The organism is Burkholderia sp. BCC1985, from assembly GCF_905339915.1.
Taxonomy (GTDB): Bacteria; Pseudomonadota; Gammaproteobacteria; order Burkholderiales; family Burkholderiaceae; genus Burkholderia.
The window spans coordinates 1-12,501 of sequence record NZ_CAJPGY010000083.1; the positions used below are offsets into that span (position 1 = coordinate 1).

Here is a 12,501-nt window from a genome sequence, read left to right on the forward strand (position 1 = left end):
GCGGTCGATCGCCAGCTGCTCGACCACGTCGACGTACTCACAGCCGCCGTAGTAGCGCTTGCCCGGATAACCTTCCGCGTACTTGTTCGTGAGCTGCGAACCCTGTGCGGCCATCACGGCCGGGCTCGTGTAGTTTTCCGACGCGATCAGCTCGATGTGATCTTCCTGGCGGCGGTTCTCGTCCTGAATGGCAGTCCAGAGTTCCGGATCGACGTTGGCGACGGTGCTGGTAGTGCGATTGAACATGATGATTGATCAAAAGAGAGTGATGGATTGACCCTGGTAGGCCGGACTTGCCCGGACCCGCGAAGTCGAGCGCCGGACCGGCGCTCGATGACGTCGACAACCATGCCGCCCCGCGACGCCGGCTGAACGGTGATTCGGCATTGCCATTCCAGCAGACGCAGATTCGTTCAGATAGAAGGATTACGACAATCCGCTAGGACACATCGCGCGGCGAACCGGCAAAAAAAATCGAAGGTCCGCATCGCTGCGGAACCTTCGACAGAACCTGCCGTCCCTGGGGAGCTCGCGCCTGCCCGTCGGCTTCCTGCGAATATCGGGGCCTAAACGGCGGAGAAACAGTTGTCGACGAACAGATGGGTGCCGTTGACGAAGCTCGATTCGTCCGACGCCAGGAACAATGCGGCAGCCGCCACTTCCGACGGCTCGCACAGCCGGCCTTGCTGCACTGCGATAGCCGCTTCGGTCGCGTCCACGCCCATCGCCAGCAGATCCCTCAGTTCGCGCATCCCGTGCGGCGTGCGGATGAACCCGGGCGCGAGCGCATTGCAGCGGATGCCGCGATCGCGGTATTCGACGGCGATCGCGCGCGCGAACATGTGGCATGCGCCCTTGGTCGCGTCATACAGCACTTCGCCCGGCGTCGCGCAAACAGCCGAGATCGACGACGTGCAGACGATGCTGCCGCGCCCTTTTTCCAGCATCTGCGGCAGCACCGCCTGCGTCATCAGGAACATGCTCTTCACGTTCACGCCCATCAGCCAGTCCCACTCCGACTCCTCGATGTCGAGGAACGGTTTGACGATCAGCGTGCCCGCGTGATTGAACAGGATGTCCGCGTTGCCGAACTGCTTGCGGGCCGCGTCGACCGCGTTCCGCACGTCGGACTGCTTCGACACGTCGGCGCCGAGGCCGATCGCCTGCAAGCCGGCATCGCGCAGCCGCGCCGCGAGCGTGTCGGCCGCGTCGCCGTCGCGGTCGATGATCGCCACCTTCGCCCCTTGCGCGGCGAACAGTTCCGACGCGGCGGCACCGCATCCGCCCGCGCCGCCGCTCACGATCGCGACTTTGCCCGCCAGGCGCCCGTCGATCTTGACATTCATGAGTCGTTCTCCAGTCTGGTTCGTTCGGACCGCTCAGCTGAACAGCGTCCGAAGATGATCGTTGAGGAAATGACCTTCAGGGTCCACGCTGCGGCGCAGTTCGCGGAACGCCTCGGCCTTCGGGAACCAGCGGTCCACGTCGTCGCGGTTCGTGAAGTGCAGCTTGCCCCAGTGCGGACGCGAGCCGTAGTCGCGCAGGATGTCGTCGACGTCCTTCAGGAACGGCCAGTAGTCGATGCCGTTCGGACCGCCCGAGCACGAAATCGTCACGCTGTCCTGATGATTGAACGGGCTGATCCACGCCGGATCGCCCTTCGTGAAGCGGTACTCGACCGGGAAGATGCAGTCGCGATGCTTCGTGAGGATCAGCTCGCGCACGCGGCGCAGCGCCTCCTTGCCGTGTTCGGCTGGCACCGCGTATTCGAGCTCGTGGAAGTTCGCGACGTAATGAATCGCGTAGACCTCCGAGCTGTACGCGATCTTCTCGTGCTCGCCTTCGTAGAACGTGCGCTCGTCGGTGATGTCCATCACCTTGATCTCGCACACGTCGTAGTCCTTCTTCGAATTCGACACCTTCGCGGTATCGGGCAGGCAGTACAGGTGACGGCTTTCGGACGTCGGGCACCAGAAGAACCCGAAATGGCGATGCTTCGCCGCGAGGTCGTCGTACTGTTCCATCAGCGCCTCGAAGTCCTCGCGCCACACGCGATCGTGCAGCCAGAACGCGTCGGTCACCTGCAGCGTCAGCTCCGACACCACGCCGAACAGGCCGAGGTTCACCTGGGTCGCGTGCAGCAGATCGAGGTCCTGCTGGTCGCTCACTTCCATGATCGAGCCGTCGGGGCGAACGATCCGCATCCCGACCACCTGCGACGACAGGTTGCCTAGCGTCGTCCCCGTGCCATGCGTGCCGGTTGCGAGCGCACCGGCAATCGCCTGCGAATCGATGTCGCCCTGGTTGACGAGCGAGAAGCCGATGTCCTTCAGATGACGCGTCACCGCATTGATCCGCGTGCCGGCCTTCACCGTGACGCGCTTGCGTCGCTCGTCGACCGCGACGATGCCCTGGTAGTCCTTCAGCGACAGCAGCAGGCCGCTCGTCGCGACGACCGGCGTGAACGAATGTCCCGATCCCGAGCATCGGACGTTCTTGCCCTGGCGCGTCGCGGCCTGCACCAGTTCGGCGATTTCCGCCTCGCTGGTCGGCGACGCCATGTGCGCGGCGACGCACGACTGATTGCCGACCCAGTTCCGCCAGAACCCGCCACGTGGAAGCTCCATCGACGTCTCTCCAGAAAAGTGCCGCCGGACCCGCGCCGGCAGCCGTGTTCGGTTCGTCCGGCAACGAAGCGGGATGCTCCGCGCCGGCGCAATACGTTGTGTTCCGTTCGTACCAAAGGTATTGCGCCGGCCGGCTTTTCACTATCGGATTTCGGCAAGCGAGGGTTTTCTCCGGGAATCGGGCCGCCGGGGTTTTTGACCGGCGCGCGCAGCGGCTACAATGCGTCGATCCGGCCCGCCCCTTCCCGACTCCGATGACGCCGTCCGCCGATCCGAGCGATTTTTCCGGCGCCCCGCCGTTCGCACGCGCGGTGGCGTTCTGCGCGTTCACCGACGTGGAGGAACAGGCGCGGATCTTCGACGGCTGGCATCTCAACTACACGCAGATCTCGGGCGGCCGGTTTCATGGTTCGTCGTCCATCGTGTCGCTCGGCGGCATCCGGCTCCTGGTCGAAGACCTCGACAAGGTGATCCTGCAGCAGGGCGCGGTGCCGTCGGACCGCATCGCGGTGGCCGTGCCGCTGGAACTCGAAGGCCATGCGCGCATGTGCGGCGAGAAGAGCGGACGCGACAGCCTTCATGTGTTTTCCAGCCAGCCGGTGTTCGAGTTCTATTCGCCCGACCGGCACGTGCTCGTGAACGTCGAGATCGAGCCCGACAAGCTGTCGACGGAGGCGATGCGCACGCTCGCCGCGTCGCTGCGCGCGCGCACCTTCGCGCCGCTGATCCCGATGACGCCCCAGGTCGCGGACCGCCTGCGCGACCTGCTGCGCCACACGATGGCCGCGGCCGCGAAGAGCACGCCGATCGAGGACGTGACGACGCCGGCGCGGATCGAACTGCTCGAACGGACCGTGCTGTATGCGATTTCGGAAGCGATGACGATGCCCGCGCCGGATGCGAACGCCCTCGCGACGCGGCCGACGAAGTACTGGTCGCTCGTCAACGCGGTGCAGGCGCGGCTGCAGGATGCGTCGACGTGCCCGCTGTCGATCGCCGAACTGTGCGTGCAGCTCGGCATCAGCCGGCGTACCGCGCAGTACGCGTTCAACGACACGCTCAACCTGAATCCGATCGCGTACCTGCGCGCGGTCCGGCTGAATCACGTTCGCCGCGAGCTGCGGCTCGGCGGGTCCGTGACGTCGGCCGCGACGAAGTGGGGCTTCTGGCACCTGAGCAGTTTTGCGCAGGACTACCGCGCGATGTTCGGCGAGTTGCCGTCGGCGACGGCGAGGCGCTACGCGCACCGGGAAGGCTGAGCGTCGATCGTGTAAAGCATGACGCGGCTTCGCATTGCCCGCGCATGAACCGAACTTCGATGAAGAAAGCCGCGGCCGAACGTGCGCCGCGGCAGGTTGAAGGCAGGCCGCCGCCGCGGTCGAGCGGCCGGCCCCCATCGGCACCGGCCGACACCGGCCGCCCTCCCGCGCGCGACCTGGCTACACCGTCACTCCTGCTGTTCCTGCTGCGCCTGCACCTGCCGCTGCTGGATGAACTGCCGCACGTCGCTCATCGTCACGCGACCGGTGTGTTTCGCATCGATCTCGTCGAAGTGCTTCGCGACGAACCCGAGCCCGCCGCTCTGCGCCTGCGCTTTCGTCACCGCCGCGCCGTTGCTCAGTACCGTGTTGCCGCCGAGCCGGGCATCGACGCGCTTCTGCGCCTGCTGCTGCAGCGTCGCGCCGGTCGACGGCAATACCGGTGCCACGCGGGTCGAAGGAAAGAACGGGCCGTCGACGCCGTGCCCGCCGCGCGGCAGCTTCACCGGCGCCACCGCCTGCGGCGGCAACGCGTGGGCGCTGCTCATTACGGCACCGAGGACGATCAACGGGGACATACGCCGCATCAAGTTGAATAGGGACATGATCACTCGCATTCAATGGATGAATAGAGGGTTCCTTTTCGCAAGGAGTCCGTCGTTTACGGTTTACGGTGCCGCTGCCAGCGTCGTCGCGGTGGTCGCGCCCGGCGCGGCGCCGGTCGGCGTGCCGGCCGGGTTCTCGTCCGGCCACGGCGGCGGCAGCGTGTGCAGCGTCAGCGCGGTCGGAATCCGCCGGCCCTGATAGAAGAGCTTCAGGTCGCGCTTCATCTGCGGACGGGCCACGTCGTCCAGATACGTCATGTGCCCGCCCGGGAAGAAGTTCACCTGCAGCTTCGGGTTCAGCCCCTTCACCGTCTGCAGCCGCGCGAGTTGCTTCTCGGTGTTGAAGAACGGTGTCGCCAGATCGTGGAGGCCGTTCTCCGCGAGTACCCGGAGCTTCGGATTGAGCTGCAGCGCGCCCAGCAGATCGGGGATCGTGTCGGGCATCGGCTGGCCGTCATGCGAGAAGTCCCACACCTGGATGATGTTGTCGTTCAGCGGCAGGTAGGTCGCGTTCGGCGCGGTGTAGCCGAGGTAGTCGGGCATCTGCGTCGCGAGCGCGTTGGTGAACGGCTGCGAGATCAGGATGTCCGACGGATCGCCGTCCGTTTGCAGCCGTGGGTCGGCGTTCGGCAACGACACGCGTCCGTCGTAGCGGCCGATCGTCGTGCCGGGCACCAGGTTCGTGCCGAACGGATTCGCGTTGAAGTAGTCGCGCAGCGCGTGCTGCGTGAGGCTCGACGGCAACGACCACAGCGTCAGCGTCGCATCGCTCGGGAACACCGGCGTGCCGAGCGCGTCCGGAATGCCGAGCTGGCTCAGCACCCACGACTGCGAGTACTGCTGCAATTGGTTGTAGATCAGCGTCGTGAACAACTCGGTCTGCAGCGCATACAGATAGGGATTGACCGGCGCCGGCGACACCTGGTTGAAGTACGCCGCGACCGCCGCATAGCCGGGCAGGTAGCCGGCCACGGTATCGGTCTCGAGCAGCAGCCCTTCGGTCGACTGCGTGATCGCGACCGCTTCCACCGCATCGGCGAAGTAGTTCAGGATCGCCGACTGCAGCACGATCCCCGTCAGGTGCACGCCGGCCGATTCGAGCGCCAGCGCGAGCATGTCGGTACGCGGCGTGCCGTACGATTCGCCGTACAGGTAGATCGGCGACGTGCCGCGATTGTTGACGTTCAGGTAGCGCTGGATGAAGTCGCGCATGATGTTGACGTCCGCATCCGAACCCCAGTACTTCTGGTTGGTGTTCGGCAGCACGGCTTCCGACAGCCCGGTTCCCGGCGGGTCGATGAACACGAGGTCGGTCGTGTCGATCAGGCTTTCCGCGTTGTCGACGAGCGGATAGTTCGGCCAGTTGCTGCCGAACAGCGGATCGGGTGTGGCGACGCGCGTCGGCGCGAACGAGCCGAGCCGCAGCCAGATCGACGACGAGCCCGGGCCGCCGTTGTAGACGAACGTGACGGGGCGCGGCTTGCCGTTCGTGCTCGGCACCGTGTACGCGACGTACGACATCGACGCTTCCGCGTTGCCGTTCGCGTCCTGCGCGGTCAGGTGGCCGGTGGTCGTCGTGTAGCTGACCGTCGTGCCGCCGGATTGCCACTGGTAATGCATCACCGCCGCCTTCTCCGAGACCTGCGCGGCCGCGAGGCCGTCGGTCGCGTTCATCGAATAGGCGACGGGGTCGACGTAAGGCTGGTTCGCCGCCGGCGTCTGGCTGCCGGCCGCCTGTTGCGCGCCGGCCTGCTGGCTGGCGGTGGCCTGCGCGAGGCTCGATGCGCCGACCGACGACGAATCGTCGCCGCCGCAGCCCGCAAGCACCATGGTCACGACGGTCAATGCGCCTAGCCCGGCCAGCCGGCCGCGACGTGCGCGGCGGCTGCCGGTAATGCTCCTGTCTGGTTTCATGCCTCGATCCTTGTGTTGGGTCGGATACCGCTTCACACAGGCCGCCATCGCCGGCGAAAAACGCGCAGGCATACCCGCCACTCGCGTTGCACGGTCGGCGGACGGCGGTTGGGGAATGGACTTCTTCGAGAGACTGAACTTGATACAGACACAGCAAACTGCTGGCGGAGAATGATGCGGGAACGCCGCCCCCTGGCAGTTTCGACGACTTATCGTATTACCAATATTTACGACATGACAAAAATAGGCGGTGCTGCGCCGCGTTGTCAAAGATCATTCCGATATTAAAAAATCTCTTATGATGCGAACGGCGGTCAGTGTCTGGTATTTGAAAGAAAAGCGATTGTTCGAACTGGACACGTTGCGTGAATCATTTTTCCTGAAATGCCGTCCGTTTTGCGCAGATCTGGCAGCGCTTGGCGAGTATTGGAATCGAGCGCAAAAGCCCTTCAAATCGACAGGACTTTTCTTTCATTTTAATTATCCGAATTCGATTAGAGCGAATCATTGAATAAAGCCCGATATCATCCACAAAATACCGATTCCGACCATTTGCACGATGCACTGAGGAATTATTTACCCGATATCGGAATTAAACCATCGGATGCACTGAACGGCATTGATGCGTAATACGCGGGTATTCGCAACGAAGAAGCGATCATTCGCGCCACGCGTTCCGGATCGGATTGCGGCGATCGCGAATCGGGCACGTGATGCGTGGAGGAGAGAGAGGCCGGCGAGCGAGCGACAGCGCATGATTTGCGCGCCGCCGCCGACTCACGCGACGACGTGCGGCAGCGCCGCACGCCGTACTTCAGAGATTCGACGTGGAGGAGATCAGCGCCCGCCGCCCGGCAGCGCGATATCGATCAGCACCGGATCGTGGTCCGACGAGCGATACGCATCCGGCGCGTAGAAGGTCTTCTGCTGCTCGGCCGACTTGTACGCGAGCGTGTACTGCAGCGCAAGCGGCTCGTCCGCGTTGATGTGCCATTCGTGCACGGCCTTCACGTGCGATGCGAGCGGCAGCGACGCGAGCGCGTGATCGAGGTAGCCGGCTTCGCCGTTGTACACGTAGCTGTACGCGTTCGTGCCGATCCAGCGCGACACGAGGTTGCGGTAGCCGCGCGATTCGAGCAGGCGGATCGGGTCTTCGTACGTGTAGCTGTTGAAGTCGCCGATCAGCAGCGTGCCCTGCCCCGCGACGCCCGTCGGCGTGCCGGCGAGCCAGTCGGCCAGCTTCGCGGCCGCGCGCGTGCGCGTCGGGTTCCAGCAGCCCTGACCGTCGCCCTGGTCGAGATCGTCGTTCGCCGCGTCCGGGCAGTTCTTCGACTTCAGGTGGTTGACCGCGATCGTCAGCGCCTGCTTGCCGCCGATCCGGCGGAACGACTGCGCGAGCGGCTGGCGGTTCTTGTCGTCGATCGCGAGCGTCGACGCGCGGCCGACGGGTTCGACCGCGCGGATGTCGTAGATCATCGCGACCGTGATCGCGTCGCCGCCGAGGCGCGACGTGCCCGGGTCGACCACGCGCCAGTGGCTGCCGAGCTTCGCCGCGAGCTGGCGCACCGCGCTCAGTTCGCCGTAGCCGTTGTTCTGGATTTCCATCAGGCCGATCACGTCGGCGTCGAGCGCCTTCAGCGCGCTGACGATCTTCGCTTCCTGGCGCTGGAATTCCGGGTAGCTCTTCGCGCCGCGGTTGTTCGGATCGTCGAAGCCGCCGCCGAGACCGTTGCCGTTGAAGTAGTTGAGGACGTTGAACGACGCGACGCGCAGGTTCGATTTCGGATCGCGCGCCGGCGCGTTGGTGCGCGGGTTCGCACGCGCGTCGAACGCCGGCGCGGCCGCGCCGGACAGCGGCTGCACGCGCCATGCGCCGTAACGCACCTCGAGCACGCCTTCGACGTCGCGCACGGTGTAGCCCGAGCGCAGCGTGTTGGCGGCCGACAGTTCGGGCGCCGGATACGGCACGGTCGCCGGGTTCTGCTTGTTCGAGCCGTCGTCGAGGATCAGCCGGTTGCGTGCGTTCGCATCGATCTGCGTCTGTGCCTGCGACGGCGGCACCACGCTCGTCGGCGTGTGCAGGCGGCCGTTGCTCAGCATCACGCTGCCGTAGCGGCCGAGCTCGTAGTTGTCGGTGACGGTGAGCGTCTGCGGCAGGCGCACGCGCATCCCTTCGTACGCGGCGAACGCGTTCGGGTTGTCGACCGGCAGCGTGAGCGTCGCGGGCGTGACCGTCTGGCCGTTCGCGCACACCGCGATCGCGCCCGACAGCGTCAGCTGCGTCTGCCCGTATTTTTCCTCGACCTTGCCGCTCACGTGCACGAGATCGCCGGCCTTCGCGCGCGCTTTCGGCGCATAGACGAACAGCCCTTCGGACACGCCCGGCTGGTTGCGGCGCTGCGCGTCGGCCTGCTGGACAAAGAAGCCGCCGAAGCCGTCCGTGCCGCCGAAATCGGCGGTGACGACCGCTTCGATCGACACGTTCTGCCCGGCGAGCGGCGACGGCGCGCCCGGCCCCTGGATGTCGGCGATCGGCGTCGCGCTGCCGCCGCAGTTCGGGCTGACGGGGGCGGCAGTGGCGGCGAAGACCGGTGCGGCAAGCGTGGGAAGCAGCAATAGCGGGGCAAACAGGCGGATTGTCGAGCGCATGGCGGGGAATCCCGGTTGTGAGGATAGCGAAAGCTTAGCGGCGCTCGATGACAGTTGTTAGTAACCGAAAGACAGATGAACGTAATCTTCGACACCGCTGCGCGATGGCGATCGACCGCGCGCCCGCGGTCGAAAAGCGGGAAATCGCCTGACGAATCCCGCCCCCTGTTGCGACGATTTCCCGATGCCGGCTTCGCCCCGCCAACCGTGGAGCTAAACCGTCCCCGGCAACGCGCTCGACACGAGCACGGCAGCCACCATCAGCACGCCGGCCAGCACGACCGCCTCGATCCGCAGCACCGCGCCGAACCGGCGCAACAGGCCGGCCGGCGTCGCAGCGTCCGGGTCCTTCAGCGCCGCCAGCAGCTTCGGCATCTCGAAGAACCGGTTGTGCCCGCCGAGCGCCGCCGCGATCAGCACGAGCGCGAGCTTGAACAGCAGGATCTGTCCGTACGTCGACGCAAGCAGGTTCGCGGGCGTATCGACACCGCGCCAGCCGTTGTAGGCGCCGGTCGCGAACAGCACGATCAACGCATACGTCGACGCATCGGACAGCGACTGCACGAACGAAGCGCCGGTCGCGCGTTCGCTCGTCGGCATGCCGGCAAGACGCGGCATCACGCCGAACGCAGTCACGAACACGAGCCCGACCCACGCGCTGATCGCCAGCAGATGCAGCCAGTCGACCCACACCGGCACGCTGAACAGCCCCGCATCGACCGGATGCCCGCCGTTGCTGCGCGCGAGTGCGACGCCCGCGAGCGCGGCCCACATCGCGAACGGAAAGCGCGTGTCGTTCGCATGCCGAAGCAATGACAGCAGCACGACGACCGCCGTGAACACCGCACTGGCCAGCCACGCGTGGCCGAAGCCGGTGCCGGCGAGCATCGAGCGGACGGCCGGCCCGGCGTCCAGCATCGACACGTCGCTCATCAGCGCGCAGTGCGCCCAGAACGCGGTGGTGCTCGCGAGCAGCGACACGGCGGACGCGATGCGCAGCGTCGCGACGAGACGCCGCGCGATGCCGTGCTGCCACGCCGACTCGCCGCGCGCGAGCCAGTGGCTGCCGAGCAGCGCGCCGACGATGACGGCGAACCCGGTGTTCTGGATCGCCACCGACACGAGCCTCAGGAGGCCGACGAAGCCCTCGTTCACCCCTTCACCCTGAACGTATAGGTACCCTTGGTGCGATGCGCGTCGGCGGTCATCGCCACCCACTGCACCGTGTACGCGCCGGGCGCGAGCTTCGGGATCGCGACGGTCATCACGCGCGGGTTCGACGCATCGACTTTCGCCTTTTCGTGCGCGACGGCGTTGCCGCTCGCTTCCGACACCTTCACCGAGCTGAACGCCGGTTCGAGATCTTCGTTGAACGTCAGCCGCAACGTGTCGGGCGCGGTATCGACCGTGCTGCCCGTCGCCGGCGCGGCGCTTTCCAGCTTGCCGTGCGCGAACGCCGCGGCCGGCACGGCGGCGGCGATCGCGCCGGCCGCGGCGAGGGCGGCCAGCCGCCCCAGAGTGGTGATCTTCATGGTCGGGCCCGTCATCACGGCTTCTTCAGCTCGACGACGGTCAGCGCGCCGCTCACGTCCTCGGCGACGAAGTCGACCTTGTCGCCCACCTTCACCTGCGACAGCATCGCCGTGTCCTTCACTTTGAACACCATCGTCATCGCATCCATCCCGAGGTTCTCCAGCGGACCGTGCTTGATCGTCAGCTTGCCCGCCGCTGCGTCGACCTTGCGGATCTCGCCGTGCGACATCCCGCGCTTCGCGTCGGCGCCCTGCATCGCGCCGCCGCTCATGTCCATGCCGGTCATGTCGCCGGCCGCGTACGACGCGGCGGAAAACGCCAGCATGCAACCCGTTGCAATCGAAACCAGTTCCTTCTTCATCGTGCGTGCTCCTGAGTGAGTGAAACGAAAACCGGCGGCCGCATCGTCACGCGCCGCCGCATGCTGCCTGCCGCTCAACCGTCCGGCAATTCGCCGGTGTATTCGTACGCGACGGTGCCCTTCGGATGCCGGAACCAGCCCGGATCGCGATAGTCGTTGCGGCCGAGCCCCTGCCGCACCTTGCAGACCGTGAACATGCCGCCCATCTCCAGCGGCCCGAACGGGCCGGTGCCCGTCATCATCGGCAGCGTGTTGTCGGGCAGCGGCATCTCCATGCCGCCCATCGCGCCGCCGGTGCTGCCCATCGCCATGTAGTCGGGCACGAGCTTGCCGATCTTCTGCGCGAGATTCTTCTGCGGCACGCCGATCAGGTTCGGCACCTGGTGGCCCATCGCATTCATCGTGTGGTGCGACTTGTGGCAATGGAACGCCCAGTCGCCCGGACGATCGGCGGTGAACTCGATCGCGCGCATCTGGCCGACCGCGACGTCGGCCGTCACCTCCGGCCAGCGCGCCGCCGGCGGAATCCAGCCGCCGTCGGTGCCGGCCACCTCGAAGCTGTAGCCGTGCAGGTGGATCGGATGGTTCGTCATCGTCAGGTTCCCGAAACGAATCCGCACGCGGTCGCCCGCCCGCACCGGCAGCGGGTCGATGCCCGGGAACACGCGCGAGTTGAACGTCCACATGTTGAAGTCCGTCATCTCGTTCACGCGCGGCGTGTAGCTGCCCGGATCGATGTCGTACGCGGCGAGCAGAAAGACGAAGTCGCGATCGACCGGCATCGTCGCGCGATCCTTCGGATGCACGATGAACATGCCCATCATCCCCATCGCCATCTGCACCATCTCGTCGGCGTGCGGGTGATACATGAACGTGCCGTGCGCCTCCAGCTGGAACTCGTAGACGAAGGTCTTGCCGGGCGGGATATGCGGCTGCGTAAGGCCGCCGACGCCGTCCATGCCGTTGGGCAGCCGCAGCCCGTGCCAGTGGATCGTCGTGTGCTCGGGCAAGCGGTTCGTCACGAAGATGCGGACCTTGTCGCCTTCGACGGCCTCGATCGTCGGGCCCGGCGACTGGCCGTTGTAGCCCCACAGGTTCGCGTTCATCCCGGGCGCCATCTCGCGCACGACGGGTTCGGCCGTCAGGTGGAACTCCTTCCAGCCGTTCTTCATGCGCCACGGCAGCGTCCAGCCGTTCAGCGTCGCGACGGGCGTGTACGGGCGGCCGTTGGGCGGCACGAGCGGTGGCTGCGTGCCGGCCTTCGCCATCGTGGGCGCTTCGGGCAGCGACGCCGCGCCGGCCTTGCTGACCATCGCCGCACCGAGCAGCGCGGCGCCCGAGCCGCTGAGAAATTGTCGACGGGACACCATGTCAATGACCTTCCGGATGCGTTGCGGGCGCCGGTTGCGCCACGGGTGAAGAAGCCGGCCGCGACGCAGCGTCGGGCGTGGATGCGGCGGGAGCGTCCGCGCGCGGCGTTGGCTGTGTTGGCTGTGTTGGCTGTGTTGGCTGTGTTGGCTGTGTTGGCTGTGTTGGCTGTGTTGGCTGTGTTG

10 protein-coding genes and 1 pseudogene are annotated in these 12,501 nt (G+C 66.1%); 1 reads left to right on the plus strand and 10 read right to left on the minus strand.

Annotated features, from left to right (window positions below):
• From glyA to U4Z31_RS36340, 3 genes and pseudogenes are all read right to left on the minus strand, one after another.
• Positions 1 to 246 (minus strand): annotated as a pseudogene (gene glyA, locus U4Z31_RS36330) (serine hydroxymethyltransferase); the annotation flags it as partial.
• 320 nt (positions 247 to 566) lie between these two features.
• Positions 567 to 1,346 (minus strand): SDR family NAD(P)-dependent oxidoreductase, encoded by a 780-nt coding sequence (locus U4Z31_RS36335; protein ID WP_321812931.1) that lies wholly within the window; start codon positions 1,344 to 1,346, stop codon positions 567 to 569.
• 33 nt (positions 1,347 to 1,379) lie between these two features.
• Complete coding sequence (locus U4Z31_RS36340; protein ID WP_321812932.1) at positions 1,380 to 2,627, minus strand: D-arabinono-1,4-lactone oxidase; 1,248 nt, start codon at positions 2,625 to 2,627, stop codon at positions 1,380 to 1,382.
• Between the two features lie 254 nt (positions 2,628 to 2,881).
• Here U4Z31_RS36340 and U4Z31_RS36345 point away from each other — a divergent pair, with 254 nt between their 5' ends.
• On the plus strand, positions 2,882 to 3,886 hold the full coding sequence (locus U4Z31_RS36345) for a helix-turn-helix domain-containing protein (RefSeq protein WP_321812933.1): 1,005 nt from the start codon (positions 2,882 to 2,884) through the stop codon (positions 3,884 to 3,886).
• Between the two features lie 188 nt (positions 3,887 to 4,074).
• Here U4Z31_RS36345 and U4Z31_RS36350 read toward each other — a convergent pair whose 3' ends face one another.
• The 7 genes from U4Z31_RS36350 to U4Z31_RS36380 all read right to left on the minus strand — a co-directional run bounded on the left by U4Z31_RS36350 (position 4,075) and on the right by U4Z31_RS36380 (position 12,318).
• Complete coding sequence (locus tag U4Z31_RS36350; protein WP_321812934.1) at positions 4,075 to 4,503, minus strand: 2-oxoglutarate dehydrogenase; 429 nt, start codon at positions 4,501 to 4,503, stop codon at positions 4,075 to 4,077.
• Between the two features lie 51 nt (positions 4,504 to 4,554).
• A complete protein-coding gene (locus U4Z31_RS36355; protein WP_321812935.1) occupies positions 4,555 to 6,405 on the minus strand; it encodes a S10 family serine carboxypeptidase-like protein in 1,851 nt (616 codons plus the stop codon).
• An 837-nt stretch (positions 6,406 to 7,242) separates the two neighbouring features.
• Complete coding sequence (locus U4Z31_RS36360) at positions 7,243 to 9,054, minus strand: ExeM/NucH family extracellular endonuclease (RefSeq protein WP_321812936.1); 1,812 nt, start codon at positions 9,052 to 9,054, stop codon at positions 7,243 to 7,245.
• Between the two features lie 213 nt (positions 9,055 to 9,267).
• The gene (locus U4Z31_RS36365; protein ID WP_321812937.1) at positions 9,268 to 10,209 is read right to left on the minus strand and encodes a copper resistance D family protein; all 942 of its coding nucleotides are present in this window, start codon (positions 10,207 to 10,209) and stop codon (positions 9,268 to 9,270) included.
• Positions 10,206 to 10,586 (minus strand): copper homeostasis periplasmic binding protein CopC, encoded by a 381-nt coding sequence (gene copC, locus U4Z31_RS36370; RefSeq protein ID WP_321812938.1) that lies wholly within the window; start codon positions 10,584 to 10,586, stop codon positions 10,206 to 10,208. The genes U4Z31_RS36365 and copC overlap by 4 nt, the downstream gene beginning before the upstream one ends.
• Positions 10,587 to 10,600: 14 nt before the next feature.
• On the minus strand, positions 10,601 to 10,948 hold the full coding sequence (locus U4Z31_RS36375; RefSeq protein WP_321812939.1) for a copper-binding protein: 348 nt from the start codon (positions 10,946 to 10,948) through the stop codon (positions 10,601 to 10,603).
• Positions 10,949 to 11,022: 74 nt separating this feature from the next.
• On the minus strand, positions 11,023 to 12,318 hold the full coding sequence (locus U4Z31_RS36380) for a copper oxidase (protein ID WP_321812940.1): 1,296 nt from the start codon (positions 12,316 to 12,318) through the stop codon (positions 11,023 to 11,025).
• Positions 12,319 to 12,501 lie beyond the last annotated feature (183 nt).

Bases quoted from the DNA above. Each gene is read 5' to 3' on its own strand.
- U4Z31_RS36355 (WP_321812935.1), bottom strand. From the start codon at position 6,405: ATGAAACCAGACAGGAGCATTACCGGCAGCCGCCGCGCACGTCGCGGC.
- U4Z31_RS36335 (WP_321812931.1), bottom strand. From the start codon at position 1,346: ATGAATGTCAAGATCGACGGGCGCCTGGCGGGCAAAGTCGCGATCGTG.
- U4Z31_RS36360 (WP_321812936.1), bottom strand. From the start codon at position 9,054: ATGCGCTCGACAATCCGCCTGTTTGCCCCGCTATTGCTGCTTCCCACG.
- U4Z31_RS36350 (WP_321812934.1), bottom strand. From the start codon at position 4,503: ATGCGAGTGATCATGTCCCTATTCAACTTGATGCGGCGTATGTCCCCG.
- U4Z31_RS36340 (WP_321812932.1), bottom strand. From the start codon at position 2,627: ATGGAGCTTCCACGTGGCGGGTTCTGGCGGAACTGGGTCGGCAATCAG.
- copC (WP_321812938.1), bottom strand. From the start codon at position 10,586: ATGAAGATCACCACTCTGGGGCGGCTGGCCGCCCTCGCCGCGGCCGGC.
- U4Z31_RS36375 (WP_321812939.1), bottom strand. From the start codon at position 10,948: ATGAAGAAGGAACTGGTTTCGATTGCAACGGGTTGCATGCTGGCGTTT.
- U4Z31_RS36380 (WP_321812940.1), bottom strand. From the start codon at position 12,318: ATGGTGTCCCGTCGACAATTTCTCAGCGGCTCGGGCGCCGCGCTGCTC.
- U4Z31_RS36345 (WP_321812933.1), top strand. From the start codon at position 2,882: ATGACGCCGTCCGCCGATCCGAGCGATTTTTCCGGCGCCCCGCCGTTC.